This is a genomic window from Herbidospora cretacea, from assembly GCF_001570605.1.
In the GTDB taxonomy this organism is placed as follows: Bacteria; Actinomycetota; Actinomycetes; order Streptosporangiales; family Streptosporangiaceae; genus Herbidospora; species Herbidospora cretacea.
This window is the reverse complement of the sequence record NZ_BBXG01000005.1, coordinates 121,270-139,924: the sequence shown is the minus strand read 5'-3', so window position 1 is coordinate 139,924 and position 18,655 is coordinate 121,270. Positions and strand designations below refer to the sequence as shown.

17 protein-coding genes are annotated in these 18,655 nt (G+C 71.5%); 9 read left to right on the top strand and 8 right to left on the bottom strand.

Annotated elements, in window-relative coordinates; all coding sequences use genetic code 11:
* Positions 1–33 precede the first annotated feature (33 nt).
* The 3 genes from AW270_RS11695 to meaB are packed head-to-tail and all read left to right on the top strand — an operon-like array spanning position 34 to position 4,735.
* On the top strand, positions 34–1,683 hold the full coding sequence (locus tag AW270_RS11695) for a methylmalonyl-CoA mutase subunit beta (RefSeq protein ID WP_061293810.1): 1,650 nt from the start codon (positions 34–36) through the stop codon (positions 1,681–1,683).
* Positions 1,680–3,797: a methylmalonyl-CoA mutase gene (scpA, locus tag AW270_RS11690; protein ID WP_061293808.1), complete on the top strand. Its 2,118-nt coding sequence runs from the start codon at positions 1,680–1,682 to the stop codon at positions 3,795–3,797. The genes AW270_RS11695 and scpA overlap by 4 nt, the downstream gene beginning before the upstream one ends.
* On the top strand, positions 3,794–4,735 hold the full coding sequence (meaB, locus tag AW270_RS11685; protein WP_061293806.1) for a methylmalonyl Co-A mutase-associated GTPase MeaB: 942 nt from the start codon (positions 3,794–3,796) through the stop codon (positions 4,733–4,735). Before scpA ends, meaB begins: the two co-directional genes overlap by 4 nt.
* Here the strand turns inward: meaB and AW270_RS11680 are convergent.
* From AW270_RS11680 to AW270_RS11665, 4 genes are read right to left on the bottom strand one after another with little or no spacing between them, the layout of a single operon-like run.
* Positions 4,699–5,277 carry a hypothetical protein gene (locus AW270_RS11680; protein ID WP_061293804.1) on the bottom strand — a complete coding sequence of 193 codons (579 nt, stop codon included), beginning with the start codon at positions 5,275–5,277 and terminating at the stop codon, positions 4,699–4,701. The genes meaB and AW270_RS11680 overlap by 37 nt on opposite strands.
* Positions 5,264–6,769: a vWA domain-containing protein gene (locus tag AW270_RS11675; RefSeq protein WP_061293802.1), complete on the bottom strand. Its 1,506-nt coding sequence runs from the start codon at positions 6,767–6,769 to the stop codon at positions 5,264–5,266. Before AW270_RS11675 ends, AW270_RS11680 begins: the two co-directional genes overlap by 14 nt.
* The gene (locus AW270_RS11670; protein ID WP_061293801.1) at positions 6,766–7,860 is read right to left on the bottom strand and encodes a toxic anion resistance protein; all 1,095 of its coding nucleotides are present in this window, start codon (positions 7,858–7,860) and stop codon (positions 6,766–6,768) included. The genes AW270_RS11675 and AW270_RS11670 overlap by 4 nt, the downstream gene beginning before the upstream one ends.
* Before the next feature lie 10 nt (positions 7,861–7,870).
* A complete protein-coding gene (locus tag AW270_RS11665; protein ID WP_245674676.1) occupies positions 7,871–8,896 on the bottom strand; it encodes a hypothetical protein in 1,026 nt (341 codons plus the stop codon).
* 238 nt (positions 8,897–9,134) lie between these two features.
* On the opposite strand from AW270_RS11665, the gene AW270_RS11660 reads away from it, so the two are divergent.
* On the top strand, positions 9,135–11,078 hold the full coding sequence (locus AW270_RS11660) for a CehA/McbA family metallohydrolase (protein ID WP_061293797.1): 1,944 nt from the start codon (positions 9,135–9,137) through the stop codon (positions 11,076–11,078).
* 137 nt (positions 11,079–11,215) lie between these two features.
* On the top strand, positions 11,216–12,784 hold the full coding sequence (locus AW270_RS11655; RefSeq protein WP_061293794.1) for an ABC-F family ATP-binding cassette domain-containing protein: 1,569 nt from the start codon (positions 11,216–11,218) through the stop codon (positions 12,782–12,784).
* A gap of 52 nt (positions 12,785–12,836) precedes the next feature.
* Here the strand turns inward: AW270_RS11655 and AW270_RS11650 are convergent, their stop codons facing one another.
* Both AW270_RS11650 and AW270_RS11645 read right to left on the bottom strand, forming a co-directional pair.
* Entirely contained in the window at positions 12,837–13,109 is a 273-nt protein-coding gene (locus AW270_RS11650; protein ID WP_061293792.1) for a TFIIB-type zinc ribbon-containing protein, read from the bottom strand.
* Between the two features lie 36 nt (positions 13,110–13,145).
* Complete coding sequence (locus tag AW270_RS11645; RefSeq protein ID WP_245674674.1) at positions 13,146–13,961, bottom strand: phosphotransferase family protein; 816 nt, start codon at positions 13,959–13,961, stop codon at positions 13,146–13,148.
* 16 nt (positions 13,962–13,977) lie between these two features.
* Here AW270_RS11645 and AW270_RS11640 point away from each other — a divergent pair, with 16 nt between their 5' ends.
* Entirely contained in the window at positions 13,978–14,877 is a 900-nt protein-coding gene (locus AW270_RS11640; protein ID WP_061293787.1) for a TIGR03619 family F420-dependent LLM class oxidoreductase, read from the top strand.
* Here AW270_RS11640 and AW270_RS11635 read toward each other — a convergent pair.
* Positions 14,870–15,889, bottom strand: a complete 1,020-nt coding sequence (locus tag AW270_RS11635) for an LLM class flavin-dependent oxidoreductase (RefSeq protein WP_061293785.1) — start codon at positions 15,887–15,889, stop codon at positions 14,870–14,872. The two genes, AW270_RS11640 and AW270_RS11635, sit on opposite strands and share 8 nt — an antisense overlap.
* A gap of 56 nt (positions 15,890–15,945) precedes the next feature.
* On the opposite strand from AW270_RS11635, the gene AW270_RS11630 reads away from it, so the two are divergent.
* The gene (locus AW270_RS11630) at positions 15,946–16,725 is read left to right on the top strand and encodes an HAD-IIA family hydrolase (protein WP_061293783.1); all 780 of its coding nucleotides are present in this window, start codon (positions 15,946–15,948) and stop codon (positions 16,723–16,725) included.
* Positions 16,726–16,778: 53 nt separating this feature from the next.
* Positions 16,779–17,393 (top strand): hypothetical protein, encoded by a 615-nt coding sequence (locus tag AW270_RS11625; RefSeq protein ID WP_245674673.1) that lies wholly within the window; start codon positions 16,779–16,781, stop codon positions 17,391–17,393.
* On the opposite strand, the gene arfB is transcribed toward AW270_RS11625, so the two are convergent.
* A complete protein-coding gene (gene arfB, locus AW270_RS11620; protein ID WP_061293778.1) occupies positions 17,390–17,785 on the bottom strand; it encodes an alternative ribosome rescue aminoacyl-tRNA hydrolase ArfB in 396 nt (131 codons plus the stop codon). The genes AW270_RS11625 and arfB overlap by 4 nt on opposite strands.
* Before the next feature lie 51 nt (positions 17,786–17,836).
* On the opposite strand from arfB, the gene AW270_RS11615 reads away from it, so the two are divergent.
* On the top strand, positions 17,837–18,655 hold the full coding sequence (locus AW270_RS11615; RefSeq protein WP_061293776.1) for an alpha/beta fold hydrolase: 819 nt from the start codon (positions 17,837–17,839) through the stop codon (positions 18,653–18,655).

Here is an 18,655-nt window from a genome sequence, read left to right as displayed (position 1 = left end):
CTTCCGCCTGGGGTTCCACTTATCATCCGGAACATGAAAGTGGATCTGGCGGCCGGGTTCGAGCCCGGTTCCCGGGAGGAATGGCGGGCGCTCGCGCTCGGAGTGCTCCGCAAGTCGGGATATGAGGGCGACGACCCCGAGGGCCGCCTCTCCGCCCGCACCTATGACGGCGTGACGATCACTCCGCTGTACGACGGCCTGCCCGACGCGCCCCGCCTGGTGGGCGCGGCCGGGCCGTGGGACGTCCGGCAGCGGCACGCCGATCCTGACGCCCGGTCGACCAGGGAGGCGATCCTCGCCGATCTGGAGAACGGGGTCTCCTCGCTCTGGCTCGATCTGACCGCGCTCGACCCCGCCGACCTGCCGGTGGCCCTCGACGGGGTGCTGCTGGATCTGGCGCCGGTCGTGCTGGACGCGGGGAACCGGGCCGCCCAGGCGGCCCACGCCTTCCTCCAGCTGACCGGGAACCTGGAGGTGCCGGGCGGGAACCTGGGGTTCGCCCCGGACGACCCCGACCTTCCCGACTTCGCCGGCCGGGCCCGCGGGCGGCTGCGGCTCGTCGTGGCCGACGGGCTGGCCTGGCACGACCGGGGCGCGGCCGACGCGCTGGAGCTGGCCGCCTCGATCGCCCAGGGGGTGAGGGCGCTGCGGCGGCTCACCGGGGCCGGGCTGCCGGTCGAGCGGGCCTTCGAGCTGATCGAGTTCCGCTACGCCGCCACCGCCGACCAGTTCCTCACGATCGCCAAGCTCCGGGCGGCCCGCCGCCTGTGGGCGCGGGTGGCCGAGGTCGCGGGCGGCCCGCCGGAGATGGTGCAGCACGCCGTGACCTCGGGCGCGATGATGACGGTGCGCGACCCGTGGGTGAACATGCTGCGCGCCACGCTCGCCTGCTTCGCGGCCGGGACCGGGGGCGCCGACGCGGTGACGGTCCAGCCGTTCGACGCGGCGCTCGGGCTGCCCGACGCGTTCGCCCGCCGGATCGCCCGCAACACCCAGTCGCTGCTGGTCGAGGAGGCCGGGATCGCCCGGGTCGCCGACCCGGCGGGCGGTTCCTGGTACGTCGAGCACCTGACCGACGACCTGGCCGCCACCGCCTGGGACCTGTTCCAGCGGACGGAGAAGCACGGCGAGCAGGTGATCGAGGAGGCCCTGGCCGGCGCCCGCGAGAAACGGGCGAAGGACGTGGCCCGCCGCAAGCACCCCATCACCGGCGTGAGCGAGTTCCCGAACCTCACCGAGAAGGTCCCGGTCCGCCGGGAGGGCCGCGGCCTGCCGGGCGACCCCGACCGCTACGCCGAGCCGTTCGAGCGGCTCCGCGACCTCGCCGACCGGCAGGACACCCGGCCGGCGGTCTTCCTCGCGACGATCGGGCCGGTGGCCGTGCACACCGCCCGCGCCACCTTCGCCGCCAACCTGTTCGCCGCCGGGGGCATCGCCACCGTGACCGGCGAGGCGGCGGACTTCGCGCCGGGGCAGACCACGGTCGCCTGCATCTGCTCCTCCGACCGCCTCTACGCCGAGCAGGCCGAACAGGTCGCCGCCGCCCTGCGGGACGCCGGGGCGACGAAGGTGTGGCTGGCCGGGAAGGGGGAGTATGAAGGTGTCGACGCCACCCTCTTCGCGGGGTGTGACGCCCTGAGGGTCCTGGAGACCACGTTCGACGACCTGGGAGTGGAGCGATGATCCCCGACTTCAGCGAGATCCCGCTCGGGACCGGCGGCCCCGGGCCCGTCAAGATCGACGGCGACGTGTGGGAGACGCCGGAGGGCATCGCGGTCAAGCCGCTCTACGAGGCCGCCGACCTGCCCGGCTACCTGCCGACCTACCCGGGCCGGGCGCCGTTCCTGCGCGGCCCCTATCCGACGATGTACGTCAACCAGCCGTGGACCATCCGCCAGTACGCCGGGTTCTCCACCGCCGAGGAGTCCAACGCCTTCTACCGCCGCAACCTGGCGGCCGGGCAGAAGGGCCTGTCGGTCGCCTTCGACCTGGCCACCCACCGGGGCTACGACTCCGACCACCCGCGCGTGCAGGGCGACGTCGGCATGGCGGGCGTGGCGATCGACTCCATCTACGACATGCGCCAGCTCTTCGACGGCATCCCGCTCGACCGGATGTCGGTGTCGATGACCATGAACGGCGCGGTGCTGCCGATCCTCGCGCTCTACATCGTGGCGGCCGAGGAGCAGGGGGTGGCGCCGGAACAGCTCCAGGGGACGATCCAAAATGACATCCTCAAGGAGTTCATGGTCCGCAACACCTACATCTACCCGCCGGAACCGTCGATGCGGATCATCTCCGACATCTTCGAGTTCACCTCGCAGAAGATGCCGAAGTTCAACTCGATCTCGATCTCCGGCTACCACATCCAGGAGGCGGGGGCCACGCTCGACCTGGAGCTGGCCTACACGCTGGCCGACGGCGTCGAGTACCTGCGGGCCGGCACCAAGGCGGGTCTGGACATCGACGCGTTCGCGCCGCGCCTGTCGTTCTTCTGGTGCATCGGGATGAACTTCTTCATGGAGGTCGCCAAGCTGCGCGCGGCCCGGCTGCTGTGGGCCCGGCTGGTGCGCGACTTCGGCGCGAAGAACCCCAAGTCGCTCAGCCTGCGCACCCACTCGCAGACCTCCGGCTGGTCGCTGACCGCCCAGGACGTCTACAACAACGTCGCCCGCACGTGCGTCGAGGCGATGGCCGCCACCCAGGGGCACACCCAGTCGCTGCACACCAACGCCCTCGACGAGGCGCTGGCGCTGCCGAGCGACTTCTCGGCCCGGATCGCCCGCAACACCCAGCTCGTGCTCCAGCAGGAGTCGGGCACGACGCGGGTGATCGACCCGTGGGGCGGCTCCTACTACGTCGAGCGGCTCACCGAGGAGCTGGCCCAGAAGGCGTGGGCGCACATCCAGGAGGTCGAGGAGGCCGGCGGCATGGCCCGCGCCATCGACCTGGGCCTGCCCAAGCTCCGCATCGAGGAGGCGGCGGCCCGCACCCAGGCCCGCATCGACTCGGGCCGCCAGCCGGTCATCGGGGTGAACAAGTACCGGCCGGAGGCCGACGAGCCCATCGAGGTGCTCAAGGTCGACAACAGCTCGGTACGCAAGCAGCAGCTCGCCAAGCTGGACAGACTTCGCCAGGAGCGCGACCCCGAGGCCGTCGGGGCGGCGCTGGAGGCGCTCACCAAGGCCGCCGCGGGGAACGGCAACCTGCTGGCGCTGGCGGTCGACGCGGCCCGCGCGAAGGCGACCGTCGGGGAGATCTCCGACGCGCTGGAGAAGGTCTTCGGCCGCCACGAGGCCCGCATCCGCACCATCTCCGGGGTCTACCGGCAGGAGGCCGGAGCCGACATGAGCAGGATCGACGAGGTCAGGCAGGCCTGCGCCGCGTTCGCCGAGGAGCAGGGCCGCCGCCCGCGCATCCTGGTGGCGAAGATGGGCCAGGACGGCCACGACCGGGGCCAGAAGGTGATCGCGACCGGCTTCGCCGACCTCGGGTTCGACGTCGACGTCGGCCCGCTCTTCCAGACGCCGGAGGAGGTCGCCCGCCAGGCGGTCGAGGCCGACGTCCACGTGGTCGGGGTGTCGTCGCTGGCGGCGGGCCACCTGACTTTGGTCCCGGCGCTGAAGAAGGCGCTCGGCGACCTCGGGGCCGACGACGTGATGATCGTGGTCGGCGGGGTGATCCCGCCCGGCGACTTCGACGCGCTGCGCGCCGCCGGAGCCGACGCGATCTTCCCGCCCGGCACGGTCATCGCCGACGCCGCCCTCGGCCTGGTCAGCGACCTGCGGAACCGATGATCGCCGAAGGGGTGAGGAGGGGCGACCGGCGGTCGGTCGCCCGTGCGATCACGCTGGTCGAGTCGACCCGCGCCGACCACCGCCAGCAGGCCCAGGAGCTGCTCGCGGAGCTCACCCCGGCGGCCGGGAAGGCCCGCCGGGTGGGGGTCAGCGGGGTGCCGGGCGTGGGCAAGTCGACCTTCATCGAGGGCCTGGGCACGATGCTCACCGGCGAGGGCCACAAGGTGGCCGTGCTCGCGGTCGACCCCTCCTCGACGAGGTCGGGCGGCAGCATCCTGGGCGACAAGACCCGGATGAGCCGCCTGTCGGTCGACCCGAACGCGTTCATCCGCCCTTCGCCGACCGCCGGGACGCTCGGCGGGGTGGCGAAGGCGACGCGTGAGGCGATGGTCGTCGTCGAGGCGGCCGGATACGACGTGGTGCTCGTGGAGACCGTCGGGGTCGGCCAGTCGGAGACGGCGGTGGCCGAGATGGTCGACACGTTCCTCGTGCTGTCGCTGGCCCGGACGGGCGACCAGTTGCAGGGGATCAAGAAGGGCGTGCTGGAGCTGGCCGACGTCATCGCGGTCAACAAGGCCGACGGCGACTTCGAGCTGGCCGCCAAGAAGGCGGCCCGGGAACTGTCCGGGGCGCTGCGCCTGCTGAACTCCCACACGCCGGTCCTGACCTGCAGCGGGCTGACCGGGGCCGGGCTGACCGAGCTCTGGGCGCACATCCTCAAGCACCAGGAGACGACCGACCTGACGGCCCGGCGGCAGCGCCAAGCGGTCGACTGGACGTGGGCGATGGTCCGCGAGCGGGTGCTCGGCGACCTGCGCGACAGGACCCGGGAGGTCGCCCCGGAGATCGAGCGGCGGGTCCTCGACGGGGAACTGACCCCCGCCCAGGCCGCCGACCTGCTCTACAGGTCCAGTGACGACCCGCCGAAGCGGTCCTGAAGGAACCGCCCCTGATCCTTGAGGGCCTGCTCGTCTCCCGCGTGGACGGCGTCGGCCACCCGGCCGAGGCCGGTTCTGAGCAGGTCGAGCTGGCTCAGCAGCTCGTCGTGGGCGGCCTCCCGGCGTTCCAGCGGGAGCCGCCCGTAGGCGTCCAGGCTGGTCGGGAGGTAGTCGCGGATCGTCTGGGAGACCACGTGGAGGTGGTCGGGCGACTCGACCCGGCCGAGCACGCCGCGCAGCGTCCCGGCCAGCTCCACCACCCGGTCGATCACGTCGGGCGGCAGCCCGCGCAGCCGCCCGACCAGCCTGTCGAGCTCCGCCCGCAGCGCCTCGGTCTCCGCCCTGGCGAGGGACAGCACGACCCTCCGCCGGTCCGAGGGGGCCAGGAACGCGCCCAGGCCGTACAGACCGACGACCACGACGGGCCAGAGCGACCCGGCGACGCCCAGGAACACCAGGCCCACGCCGGCCAGCCCGCAGATCGAGCCGACGATGTTCCTCGTCGAGCCCAGGTAGGTCAGGATCCGGTCACTGGTAGCCACGGATCTCCTTGAACGCCTCGGCCAGCGAGCCGTCGCGGGCGTCGAAGACGGCGCCGCCGGTGAGCGTGGCGATCTGCCTCATCTCCTCGACGTCGCTGTCCCCGAACAGCACCACGAAGGTCCTGACCGCCTTCCTCTCCGCCGGGAGCGCCTGGTGGTAGAGCTGGAAGTCGAGGTACTCGGAGCCGTCGGTGTTCTCGCCGTCGGTCATCAGCACGATCGACGAGTAGTGCTGGGCGTCGACCGGCTGCTCGTAGGCGGCCCGCAGCGCGTCGTAGATGGCGGTGCCGCCACTGGCCGACAGGCCCTCGGCGTAGCTCTTGATCTGACCCAGGACCGCTTCCGGCCTGTCCGCGGGGATCCGGTAGTCCTGCTGCCCCTTCGTGTGGTCGCTGAAGGGCAGCAGGGTGACCTGCTCGCGGTTGCGGAACCGGGAGAAGGTGCCGTAGGCGGAGGTGTCGGCGCCGGTCAGCGTCGCCAGCGCGGTCCGCAGCCCGTCGATGCGGTCGCCCTCCATCGACCCGGAGGTGTCCAGGACGAACACCGCCCGCGCGGGCACCCGCACCTGGTTGAGGTAGGCCCCGATCAGCTCGTCGGCCGCCGACCGCCGGTTCGGGAACGGCAGCTCGACCAGCGACGCCGTGCCGAACTCGGGGGCGAGCCTCACCCCGGGAACGGCGGGCCGCCGGTGCGTGGCCGTCATGATCCTCCGCTGGGTCTCGGGTGTACGCAGCCACGACGTCAGCTCGTCGTACCGCTCCTTCCGCGACGACGACGCGAGCAGGGTCAGCGGGTAGTCGGCCGACACCACCCCGTCCGACGGGTAGACCAGCGTCAGCTTCTCCCGCATGCCGAGCAGCACCGACTCGTAGTTGACCAGCCCGTCCACGTCGGGCCGCGCGGTGTAGGCGTCGGCCAGCCAGCCCGACGAGCCGGAGGTGAGCTTCTGCGCGGAGAAGAACTCCTTCAGCCGGGGCGTCACCGCCGCGATGGTCTTCGCGTCGAGGGCCTCGCCCGCGTTCGACAGCGCCGCCGCCACCCCGACCAGCGCCGAGAACCCCGAGTTCGACGACGCCGGGTTGGTCATCCCGAACGTGAACCGGCCGGCCGAGGCCGCGGTCGCGATGTCCGACCAGCTCACCGGCGTGCCGTCCCAGCCCAGTTCGGCCGCCTTGGCGGGCTTGAGCCCCAGCACGACCGGTGAGTTCATGATCTTCGTCTGGGTCGACAGCTTCTCGCGCGCCCCGTCGATCAGCGACAGGTACCGGTTGGAGGAGAACCAGATCGCGTCGTAGTCCCCGGCGTCGCCCCGGGCGACCTGCTCGGCGCCGTCGAGGGTGCCGGTGTAGGTGAACTCGACCTCGATCCCCGAGTCCTTCAGCAGCGGTTCGAGGTCGGCGACCTCGCTGCCGGCCAGGATCCGGAACGGCTCGTCGCCCGAGCACGCCGTCAGTGACGCCGCGGCCAGCAGCAGCGCCAGCAGCGCCCTCATCGCTCGCTCCGGTCGAGGTACGTGCGCGCGTTCTCGATCTCCACCGTCAGGCTGCCGATCGTGGTGGCCATGGTGTCGACGGCGCGGGAGCGGAACTCGTCGATGGTGTCGATGGTGGCATAGACGTTGTCGAACGCCTTGCGCAGCGCGTCGAGGTCGACCGTCGTCGCGGCGGCCTGGGCCTGGATGCCGGCGGCCTGGCCGCGCAGCAGCTCGCTCGTCGACACGATGAGGTCGGAGGTGGTGGCGTTGAGGGCGGTGATCTGGTCGAGCACCAGCTTCTGCCCGGCCAGCGCCTGGGCCACCACGACCGCTGTCCGCAGCGCGGCCATCGTCGTGGTGGTGGCGCGGCCGACGCCCTTGATGAGCTCCAGGTTGTTCTTGCGCACCAGGTCGAGCGCCAGGTAGCCCTGCGCCGAGACGGCGAGCTGGGTCAGCAGGTCCTGGTGGCGCTGCCGGATCGCGAACAGGGCGTCGCTGCGCAGCGCGGTCACCCGTTCCTCGTCGGTCTCGCGCAGGATCAGCTCCTCGACCTCCGCGTCGAGGGCGGCGGCGAGCACGGCGTACTCCTGGAGTTTGACCATCGCGTCCCACAGCAGGCGGCGCTCGCCCTCGATGGCGGCGTTGTCCTTGCGCAGTTCGTCCTGGCCCGACTTGAGCGAGCGGACGATGTCGTCCAGGTGCTTCTGCGCGCTCTGGTACTTGGCGAAGTAGTCGCGCAGCCGGTTCGGCAGCAGGCCCATCAGGCGGCGGCCGGTGGCGGCGTTCTTCGGGTCGAGGTCGACGATCGTGCGGCGCAGCGACACCAGGTCGCCCGCGACCGGGCCCTCCGAGGCGCGTAACGGGCGTTTGAGCATCCGGTTCGACACCTGCGACGACGAGCCGATCTCGGTCGCGCCCATCGCGGTGATGTCGGCGACCTTCTGGGTGAAGCCGGGGGAGCGCGGGTCGATCGCGGCCAGTTCGGCGGCGAACGCGCGGGCCCGCCCGGCGAGCTCGGCGTCGCGCTCCTCCGACACCGGCATCATGCGGGAGGCCTGCTCCACGGGGACCGGCGGGACCGGCTCCGGCGGCGTGAGTACCAGGTCCATCAGGGGTTCCTCAGAGGTAGCGCTCTTCGATCATCGCGACGAGCTGTTCCAGGTGGTCGTAGGTGGGCGGCTCGACCACGTCGACCAGGTCGCGGGTGAGCGGGGTGCCCTGCGCGAGGCCGGCGAAGACGCCGGGGTTCGCGGTGCGGAAGCCGTGCCGGGCGGCGAGGGCGGCGAACTCGGGATCCTCGGTCAGCAGGCGGCCGACCTCGTTCGCGTCCTGGTCGAAGGGCACCAGCGTGTGCTTGCTGAGCACGGTCGGCGACGGGTAGAGCAGCCGCATCTCCGGCCGGACGGCGCCGTCGCCCGCGAACAGGTGGGCGGCGTACTGCGCCTCATAGATCATGATCATGGGCGTCTTGCCCATCCCCATGGCCAGGTAGTCCTCGAACGGCGCCTCGGAGGTCGACTCCGAGTAGCCCTGGTCGAGGAACAGCGGCGCGACCCGCTGCGCCACCTTCGCGTCGGCGCCCTGGATCACGTCGTCGCCGTTGGCGACATAGCTGGTCAGGGCCAGGTACATGGCGGCCGAGTTGGAGGTGCGGATGTCGGTCGTGGTGAGCAGGACCCGCTTCCGGGCCTGGTACGCCGAACCGGGCAGCGCGTCCCATCGGGTGCCCTCGGCGGTCATCTCCAGATATCTCTTGATGTCGAACGTCGTGCCGTCGACGACCCCCGCCCGCGTCAGCGCGGTCACGATCGGCTCGAAGGTCGCCACCGCCATGGGCGAGAAGAACGGCGCGAAGGTCCGGGTGGCCCCGCGCTCCTTCTTGATCTTCTCGGCGGCGGGCGCGCTCGACGGGAAGGCGAACGAATAGGCGCCGAGGTCCACGCTGGTGGCGATCTCGCGTGACCCGGCGGTGTCGACCTCGACCTGGAGGCCGTGCTTGGCGAAGGCGGCCTTGACCTCCGGGTCGTCGAAGAAGGATTTCTTCTCCGACCCGATCACGCCGCGGACAACGGTGACGCCCGACCCCTGATTGCCCAGGACGAGGGCCGCGACGACCGCTCCTCCCAGGAGGACGGCCAGTGCCACACCGAGCAGTCTTCTCCTCATCTCACCCCGAATTATGTGAGATGCTGCGAAAGCCGACGCGTGCCACAAAAAGAATTCAGGGCCCGTTCACCAGCCCTTCACGGGAGACAGTTTTCACCCCCGGTTCGGGTTTTCTCCCCCTCGGTTCGGCCGTGCTGCACCCCGACGCCATATTGCACCCCATATCCGCTGGTCCGGTGTGACGATGCTTGCGCTTTCGGATATCGGGGAGGCGATCATGCATCACGACCCGTTGTTGCCACCTGCGGTGGCACGGGCTCTCGACGACTACCGCGCACTGCTGGCCGAGCACGGCATCACCTGGGGCGAACCGCCGATCGGCTACGTGCGCATGCTGAGTTTCCTGAGGTTCCCGGACGAGGCCTATCAGATGTCCGGCGACACCGACCTCGACCGGGCCTTCCGCGACGCGGTCAGCGGCCGGGAGGCCCCCGAGGGGCTGACCGTGCTGCGGCTCACGCCGGGCGGCTACATCCTGGAGGCCCGCTGCAGCGCGGTCCTCTCCGTGACCCCGGTGGCGGGCGTGCTGCTGGTCGACTCCGCCCGTACGGCCCCCGCCACCGTCACCCTCGACGGCGCGGAGCACACCGTCGACCCCAAAGGAGCGCGGCTCGCCGAGTTCACCAGCGACAGCGACCTGCGCGTCGACGGCGAACGGGTCGACCTGTCGGTGCTCACCCGGGCCGCGGTCCCCGCCCGGCTGCGCCTGCGGGCCGGGTTCCCCTGCCGGTGGAGCGTCACCTCGACCGACGGTCAGGGCTGGTGGCCCGACGGCGCCCCGCAGCGCCGCGACTACCACGGCGTGCCCTACTTCCACGGCGACGACGTGGTGGTGCCCGTCCCGGCCGAGCCGCTGGTCGTCCGGGTGACCCGCGGCATGGAGTACGAGACCGCCGAGACCCAGGTCGTCCCGTCGCCCTGGCGCGAGACCGCCGTCGACCTCACCCCCGGCCGCCTCTACGACGCCGCCGCCCGGGGCTGGTACGGCGCCGACCTGCACGTCCACCTCAACTGGGCGGGCGACGTGGTGGCCGCCCCCGCCGAGGCCGCCGTCATGCAGCACGGCGAGGACCTGCACGTGCTCAACCTGGTCGCGGGCAACGTCGCAGGCCGCCGCGTCTACGACCGGGAGGCGCTGCACCACTGGGCCGGCCGCGACCTGCCGTGGTCGGATGCCGGTCACGTCGCCCGCATGGGCGTCGAATACCGCAACGACCTGCTCGGCCACGTCCACGCCTTCGGCCTGGCCGCTCCGCCGTCGATCTACCACACCGGTTTCCTCGACGACGCCGACTGGCCCCCGAACGGCGCCGCCTGCGGCGAACTGCGCGAACTGCAGGCGGTGCTGGGCTACGCCCACCCGTTCCACGGCCCGGTCAGCACCCCCGGCGACGTCATCGGCGACGCCCACCGCGACTGCAATGCCCGCGCCCTGGTCGTCGACGCCGCGCTCGGCCTGGTCGACGGCCTGGAGCTGCTGCACTTCTCGGACTTCTCCGGCACCGTCGAGGTCTACCGCCGCCTGCTCGGCGCGGGCAACCGCCTGGCCGCGCTGGCCGGCACCGACTCGATGCTGTCGTACACCCGGCAGGACACCGTCTCCAGCCCGCCCGGCTGGGAGCGCGTGTACGCGCGTCTCGGCGGTCCCCTCTCCGCCGAGGCGTACGCCCATGCCGTCCGCCAGGGCCGGACGTTCGTCACCACCGGCCCCTGGCTGGAGATGACCGCCGGGGGAGCCGAGATCGGCGACACCTGGTGCCTGTCGGCCGGGGACGAGATCGAGGTCGTCGCCCGCAGCGTCGGCCCCGAGGTCGAACGCCTGGAGATCCACACCGCCGAGGGCCTGGTCGCCACCGGCCGGGGCGGCGAGCTGCGGACCGTCCTGACGATCACCGAGCCGACCTACATCGTCGCCACCGCCTCCGGCGGCCCCCACCGCCGGTCGCTCCACCGCCGGGTTTACGCCCACACCAGCCCCGTCTACGTCGACGTCGCCGGCCGCCCGGTCGCCCGCGCCGAGGACGTGCGGTGGTGCCTCGAATGGCTGGCCCTGCTCGACCAGGCCGTCCGGGTGCACGCCCGGTTCGACTCCCCGAGCCAGCTCGCCGACCACCTCGACCTGATCGAGAAGGCCGCCCAGATCTACCGGTCCCGCCTCTGACGGAAAACGGTTTGAAGCCTGGCGACCAGGTCGCCTAGCGTGGACGACGTCACATCGCCTGCCTCCGGGAGATCCGTTGAAGCTCTAGAGCTCATGTCCGTTCCTCATCGACACATGACCTCTGGAGTTGACGCGCCATGTTGCGCTGTGACGACCTCTTCTTCTATTGGCCCGACGGCACCGCCGTCTTCGAGGGCCTCGACCTCGCCGTCGGACCCGGTGTGACCGGGCTCATCGGGGCGAACGGCTCCGGCAAGTCCACCCTGCTCAGGCTGGCGGCAGGTGAGCTGGCGCCCATCCGGGGCTCGATCCAGGTGTCCGGCTCGGCCGGATACCTGCCGCAGAACCTCCCGCTCGGCGTGGGACGCACCGTCTCCGACCTCATGGGCATCACCGCGGCCCGGCGCGCCCTGCACGCCATCGAGTCCGGCGACACCTCCGAGGAGCACTTCGAGAACGTCGTGTGGGACGTGGAGGAGCGCGCCCGTGCCGAACTCGACCGGCTCGGCCTCGACGACGTCGGCCTCGACCGGACCGTCGCCACCCTGTCCGGCGGCGAGACGGTGATGGTCGGCGTCGCGGCCGAGTTCCTGCGCGCCCCCGACGTGCTGCTGCTCGACGAGCCGACCAACAACCTCGACCTCGCGGCCCGCCACCGCCTCTACGACGCCATCACCTCCTGGCCCGGCACGATCGTCGTGGTCAGCCACGACCGGGTGCTGCTCGACCTCGTCGACCGGCTCGCCGAACTGCCCGACGGGCGGATCTTCGGGGGCGGGCTGACGGCGTACGAGGAGGTGCTCGACGTGGAGCAGGAGGCGGCCGAGCGGACGGTCCGCGCGGCCGAGGGCGACCTGCGGCGCGAGAAGCGCGACCTGGCCGAGGCACACGAGAAGCTCTCCAAGCGGGTTCGCTACGGCAAGAAGATGGAGGCGCAGAAGCGAGAGCCGAAGATCATCATGGGCGCCCGCAAACGCGCCGCCCAGGAGAGCGCCGGCAGGCACCGCATCATGCACGAACAGCGCCTCGCCGAGGCCCGCGACCGGCTGACCGAGGCCGAGGACGCGCTCCGCGACGAGGCCGAGATCCGCGTCGACCTGCCGGGCACCGCCGTCCCGCAGACCCGCAGGGTGCTGGAGTTCCCGCTCGGCGGCACGTTCGTCACCGACCGGGACGTCTCCGGCCCCTTGGAGGTGGTCCCGGAACGCCGCGGCCGGGAACCGTCGGAGCTGGTCGTCCGGGGCCCCGAGCGCATCGCCCTGCTCGGCCCCAACGGGTCGGGCAAGACGACCCTGCTGGAGGGCATCGCCGCCTGGCCGGAGCTGGTGCCGACGCGCTACCTGCCGCAGCGGCTCGACGTGCTCGACGAGACGGTCAGCGTCGCGGCCAACGTGCGCGCGGTCGCCCCCGACGCGACCGAGAACGAGATCCGCGCGGGCCTGGCCCGGTTCCTGTTCCGGGGTGACCGGGGCGACCAGATCGCGGGCACGCTGTCGGGCGGCGAGCGCTTCCGGGCCGCGCTGGCCCGCCTGCTGTTCGCGCAGCCGCAACTGCTGCTGCTCGACGAGCCGACGAACAACCTCGACCTGGCGAGCGTGCGGCGGCTCGCGCAGGCGCTGACGGGCTACCGGGGAGCGCTGATCGTGGCCAGCCACGACCTGCCGTTCCTCGACTCGATCGGCGTCACCAGACGGCTGGACCTCTGAAAACGAACGAGCCCCCGGCGGGAAGGCCGAGGGCTCGTCGGAGGTGCGGGGGTCAGCTGGAGAAGAGCATGCCCACCCAGCTGTTGCGGCGGTGGCCGTAGTGGTGGCCGCCGTGGTGGCCGCCACCCCAGGCGGGGCCGTGGACGGGCGGCGGCGGGGGCGGAGGCGCAGCGTAGTGCTGCTGGTTCCACTGGTTCTCCATGCGGCTCAGGGTCTCGAGCTCGCCGTAGTCGAGGAAGATGCCACGGCAGTTGTCGCACTGCTCGATGTGGACACCGTTGCGGTCAAGGGTCCGCATGTTGCCTCTGCACTTAGGGCACTGCATGAGGTTCATCTCCTTATGTGACGTGCACCGTTCACTCTAGGACAGCGGCGGTGTGGCCAGGATCCTCTCGCAGGAGGACATCAGAGCCGCCGCCGCGTCGTCAAGCGGTACGTCGTCTTCGCGGGCATTGGCCACCGCGACGGCCGCCAACTGGACGGTCAACGCGCGGGCCGGCCCGTCGAGTTCCCGCCACATGTCGTCCTCCGAGACGGCGGTCCCACCGGCGCGCAGGTAGGAACGGGTCAGCCGGTCCCAGCCCGCCGGGTCCATCAGGCCGTTGGCGAACCACGCGGCCGGGCGGGCCAGATCCCAGGCCGGGTCGCCCCAGCCGAGGTCGTCGGGGTCGATGAGCGTCCAGGCGCCGTCGTGGTGCAGCAACTGGCCGAGGTGCCAGTCGCCGTGCGTCAGCGCGCGCCGCCGCTGGTTCAGGTTCAGCGTCGGGTACGCCCGGCGCGGGACGTCGCCCGGTTCGAGGCGCGCCACCGCGCGGGTCACCCGCTCCGGGCCGCCCATCATCGGCAGGCCGTCGGGCACCGGCTGGCGGTGGAGCTCGGCCAGCAGCTCACCGGCCTGCTCCCACGGCGCGTCGTCGAGGTCGTCGGGGGTGAGCGGCCGCCCGGCGGGCCAAACGGTGACGATCCGGCCGCCGACCCGGTCGACCGACAGCGCGCGGAGCATCAGCCCGGCGGGCAGCTCGACCGCCAGGCGCGCCTTCAGCGCCGCCTCGTCGGTGTCGGCCTCGTGGGCCTTCACCACCACGTCGCCCACCCGGACGACGAGCACGCGGGTGTCCTTCAGGACCGTGGGAACGCCGCCGCCCGCGTGGCGCACTAGTTCGTCGAGGAGGGACACCGGGACAATCTAAGACATGAGAATCGGCTTCGGTGTGCCCGTCTCGGGCACGTGGGCGACCCCCCAGATCATGGCCCGGGTGGCGACCCGCGCCGAGGAACTCGGATACGACGAGGTCTGGACGTTCCAGCGGCTGCTCCACCCGGCGGCCACCGACATCGGCTCCGCCTACCGCAGCGTGCAGGACCCCATCGTGTCGCTCGCGTACGTCGCGGCGCTGACCTCGCGGATCCGGCTCGGCGTGGCCGTGCTGAACCTGCCGTTCTTCTCGCCCGCGCTGCTGGGCAAGCAACTGGCCACGCTCCAGGCGGTGAGCGGCGGGCGGCTCGACGCCGGGCTCGGGATCGGCTGGATGGAGGAGGAGTTCATCGCCTCCAAGGTGCCGCTGGAACGCCGGGGCAAGCGCGCCGACGAGTACATCGAGCTGCTCAGGCGGTTCTGGACCGACGACGTGATCGAGCACCACGGGGAGTTCTACGACGTGGTGCCCTCACGCCAGGACCCCAAGCCGGAGACCCCGCCGCCCCTTCTGCTCGGCGGCGGCGCGCCCGCCGCTCTCCGGCGGGCCGGGCGGCTGGCCGACGGCTGGATCAGCTCCAGCCGGATGCTCGACGACGACCTCCCGTCCATGATCGCCACGATCAAGGAGGCGGCCGAGGCGGCCGGTCGCGACCCCTCGGTCCTGCGCTTCGTCTGCCGGGGCGTCACCACGCCCGGCGACGACACGTCCCGGCTGCTGTCGGGGCCCTACGAGAAGATCCGCGAGGACGTCGAGGAGCTCGCCGGGCGGGGCATGACCGAGATCTTCCACGACCTCAACTTCAACCCCGCCTTCGGCGCGCCCGACGCCGACCCGGCCGCCTCCCTGGCCCTGGCCGAGGAGGCGATGGAGCGCCTGGCCCCGGCGGCTAGATGAGCCCGTAGGCCTGCGCGATCAGCTCGTAGGAGCGGATCCGGGTCTCGGTGCCGTGGACCATGGTGGTGATCATCAGCTCGTCGGCGTCGGTGCGCTTGCGCAGCTCGTCGAGGCCGGCCCTGACCTGGTCGGGGGTGCCGAGCGCGACGTTGGCCAGGCGGTCGCGGACGAACTCGGCCTCCATCGGGCTGAACTCGTACGCGGCGGCCTCCTCCGGGGTCGGGAACGGGCCCGGGGTGCCGAACCGCAGCCGCAGGAACGACAGCGCGCCGGGCAGCGCCTGCCGGTGGGCCTCCTCCTCGGTCTCCGCCGCCAGCGCCGAGACGCCGAGCATCGCGTAGGGCGCGGACAGCACCTCCGACGGGCGGAACGAGGTGCGGTAGATCTCCAGTGCCGGTTCGGTGTTGGCCGCGCTGAAGTGGTGGGCGAACGCGAACGGCAGCCCGAGCAGCCCGGCCAGCCTGGCCGAGAAGCCGCTCGACCCGAGCAGCCAGATCGGCGGGCGCTCCGGGCCGCGCGGGATCGCCTGGATGCGCGGGAACGTCCCGTCGAGGAAGGCGGTCAGCTCGCCCACGGCCTGCGGGAACTCGTCGGGGTCGACCTCGGCGCTGCGGCGCAGCGCGTGGGCGGTGGCCATGTCGGTGCCGGGGGCGCGGCCGAGGCCTAGGTCGATGCGGCCCGGGTGCAGCGCCTCCAGAGTGCCGAACTGCTCGGCCACCACCAGCGGCGCGTGGTTGGGCAGCATCACGCCGCCCGACCCGATCCTGATCCGCTCGGTCGCCGCCGCCAGATGGGCGATCAGCACGGCGGGGGAGGAGCTGGCCACCCCCGGCATGCCGTGGTGCTCGGCCACCCAGATGCGGTGGAAGCCCCACTGCTCGGCCTTCCTGGCCAGGTCGGTCGCCCCGCGCAGGGCCTCGGCCGGGGTGATCCCGTCGCCGACGGTCGCGAGTTCGAGAACCGACAGCGGGACCTCGGCCGTCCCGCGGGCGACGCCTTGGATGTTGTCCATGACCAGCGATAACCGGAGTCTTACTCCGTTTATTTCCTTCTGCGATGCTTGTCCCCATGAGCGAGCGCAAGCCTATTGAATGCTGGCTGTCCGACATGGACGGCGTCCTGGTCCACGAGGGGCAACCCGTACCGGGGGCCGACGAGTTCATCAAGAGGCTGAGCGCCTCGGGGAAACGGTTCCTCGTGCTCACCAACAACTCGATCTACACCCCGCGTGACCTTTCGGTCCGGCTCCGGTCGGCCGGTCTTGAGGTGCCGCCGGAGGCCATCTGGACCTCCGCGCTGGCCACCGCCGACTTCCTGGCCGGTCAGCGCCCCGAGGGCAGCGCCTATGTGATCGGCGAGTCGGGCCTGACCACCGCGCTCCACGACGCGGGCTACTACCTGACCGACCTGAACCCCGACTACGTCGTGCTCGGCGAGACCCGCACCTACAGCTTCTCCCACATCACGCGGGCGATCCGGCTGATCGAGAACGGCGCCCGTTTCATCGCCACCAACCCCGACGCCGTCGGCCCCTCCCACGAGGGCAACCTGCCCGCCTGCGGCGCGGTGGCCGCGATGATCACCAAGGCGACCGGCGTCGACCCCTACTTCGTCGGCAAGCCCAACCCGATGATGATGCGCAGCGCCCTCAACCGCATCGACGCCCACAGCGAGTCGACCGCGATGATCGGCGACCGCATGGACACCGACGTCGTCTGCGGCATGGAGGCCGGCCTCCACACGATCCTGGTGCTGACCGGCGTCGCCAAGGCCGACCAGATCGACCGCTGGCCCTACCGCCCGTCGCAGGTGGTGAACTCGGTCGCCGACCTGATCGACATGGTGTAGCTGCCCCATGTAGCTGTCACGTTCTGGCAGGTATGGGTGCCAGGGTGGTGGACATGCACACCATCTACCTGGAGCTCGGCAAGAAGAAGGTCTTCGCCAACTCGGTCGACTGGCCGGGCTGGAGCCGCTCGGCCAGGAACGAGGACGACGCGATCGAGGCGCTCCTCTCCTACGAGGAGCGCTACCGCGTGGTCGCCGACCGGGCCGGGCTGGTGTTCGAGCCGGGCGAGATCCGGGTCGCCGAGAAGATCACCGGCAACGCGACGACCGACTTCGGCGCGCCCGCGCTGCCGGCCGTCCTCGACGAGGAGCCGTGGGGCCCCGACGAGGCGGCCAGGAACGCCGCGCTGATGCGGGCGGCCTGGGGGGTCTTCGACGACGTCGTCGGGATCACCCCGGAGGAGCTGCGCAAGGGGCCGCGCGGCGGCGGGCGCGACCGCGACAAGATGGTCGCCCACGTCGTGTCGGCCGAACGCGCCTACGCCGCCAAGCTCGACGTGAGGGTCAGGGCGGCCGACGTCGCCGAGCTGCGGCCGAGGCTGCTGGAGGTGGTCTCCCGGCCGCTCGACGGCGACGACTACAAGTGGCCCGTCCGCTACGCCTCCCGGCGGATCATCTGGCACGTGCTCGACCACGTCTGGGAGATGGAGGACCGGACCGAGCGCTAGGAGACGTCCCGCCGCAGCTTCTTGACGTCGGAGCGGCGCTTCTTGTTCTGCAGGCGGCGCTCCACCTGGCCCTTGGAGGGCTTGGTCGGGCGCCGCTTCTTCGCGGGCGGCGCGATCGCCTCGCGCAGCGTCTGCGTCAGCCGCATGCGGGCCGCCTCGCGGTTGCGCAGCTGGGAGCGGAACTCCTGCGCGCTGATCGTCAGCACGCCGTCGACGAGCCGGTTGGCCAGCCGGGTCAGCGCGCGTTCCTTCTGGACGTCGGTCAGGATCTCGGTGTTGGCGATGTCGAAGCTGAGCTCCACCCGGCTGTCGGTCGTGTTCACACCCTGGCCGCCGGGCCCGGAGGAACGCGAGAACCGCCAGCTGAGCTCGGCCTCCGGAATCTCGGTCATGCCTCCCAGATTAGCCGTGCGTTCAACGCATTTTTCCGGCACTGTGGCCGGGTGACGATCGTCGGTGTGCACGGCATCGGGAAGTACAAGTACTTCGAACAGGGCGAGGGTTCCCCGGCCAGGGCGGCCGAGCTGATGCGGGCCAAATGGAACCGCTATCTCCACGACGGCGGATTGAGGTCCGCGCCCGTCGCCGAGGTCGCCTATTACGCCCACCACCTGCGTAAAGGCACTCCTCAGCCGCCGAAGAAGATGGCGCCGCCCGAGAAGATGGTCTTCACCGACTGGATGCGCCAGGTCGAAGACCATCGGGTCGCCGCCGCGGCGGGGGAGACGCTGACCTCAGTGGCCCACCGGCTGGCGGCCTGGCTGCTCGACCGGCTCGGCGAGGGCGCGCTGCGGTTCGCCGAGGACTTCTGTCCCGAGGTGGCCACCTATCTCGGGGGCGGCTCGCCCCGCACGCTCGCGCGGGACGCGGTGGCCACGGTGATCCGGCGGCGCGCACCGAGGGTGGTGATCGCCCATTCGCTGGGGAGCGTGGTGGCGTACGAGGCGTTCTGGGCGCACCCCGATCTGCGGGCCGAGCTGCTCGTGACGCTCGGGTCGCCGCTCGGGATGCGCAACGTGGTGTTCGAACGGCTCGCGCCGCTGCCGGTCGCCGGGATGGGGGCGCGGCCCCCGGGGGTGAAGCGGTGGATCAACTTCGCCGACAAGGACGACATCGCCGCCATTCCCACGGAGTTGCGTCCCGTTTTCAAGGGCGTGGAACGTGACTTTCCGTGCAACATCGACTGGCTCGACTTTCATACCGTCCGCAATTACCTGGGTTGCGGTGTCTTGAACTCCCATTTGCGGGACTTTCTGCAGTAA

Excerpts from the sequence above, each read along its gene's own strand:
- AW270_RS11650 (WP_061293792.1), bottom strand. The coding sequence starts at position 13,109 with ATGCAGTGCCCTAAGTGCAGAGGCAACATGCGGACCCTTGACCGCAAC.
- AW270_RS11675 (WP_061293802.1), bottom strand. The coding sequence starts at position 6,769 with ATGAGGGCGCTGCTGGCGCTGCTGCTGGCCGCGGCGTCACTGACGGCG.
- AW270_RS11695 (WP_061293810.1), top strand. The coding sequence starts at position 34 with ATGAAAGTGGATCTGGCGGCCGGGTTCGAGCCCGGTTCCCGGGAGGAA.
- AW270_RS11640 (WP_061293787.1), top strand. The coding sequence starts at position 13,978 with ATGAGAATCGGCTTCGGTGTGCCCGTCTCGGGCACGTGGGCGACCCCC.
- AW270_RS11655 (WP_061293794.1), top strand. The coding sequence starts at position 11,216 with ATGTTGCGCTGTGACGACCTCTTCTTCTATTGGCCCGACGGCACCGCC.
- AW270_RS11635 (WP_061293785.1), bottom strand. The coding sequence starts at position 15,889 with ATGGACAACATCCAAGGCGTCGCCCGCGGGACGGCCGAGGTCCCGCTG.
- AW270_RS11670 (WP_061293801.1), bottom strand. The coding sequence starts at position 7,860 with ATGGACCTGGTACTCACGCCGCCGGAGCCGGTCCCGCCGGTCCCCGTG.
- arfB (WP_061293778.1), bottom strand. The coding sequence starts at position 17,785 with ATGACCGAGATTCCGGAGGCCGAGCTCAGCTGGCGGTTCTCGCGTTCC.
- scpA (WP_061293808.1), top strand. The coding sequence starts at position 1,680 with ATGATCCCCGACTTCAGCGAGATCCCGCTCGGGACCGGCGGCCCCGGG.
- AW270_RS11660 (WP_061293797.1), top strand. The coding sequence starts at position 9,135 with ATGCATCACGACCCGTTGTTGCCACCTGCGGTGGCACGGGCTCTCGAC.
- AW270_RS11625 (WP_245674673.1), top strand. The coding sequence starts at position 16,779 with ATGCACACCATCTACCTGGAGCTCGGCAAGAAGAAGGTCTTCGCCAAC.
- AW270_RS11630 (WP_061293783.1), top strand. The coding sequence starts at position 15,946 with ATGAGCGAGCGCAAGCCTATTGAATGCTGGCTGTCCGACATGGACGGC.
- meaB (WP_061293806.1), top strand. The coding sequence starts at position 3,794 with ATGATCGCCGAAGGGGTGAGGAGGGGCGACCGGCGGTCGGTCGCCCGT.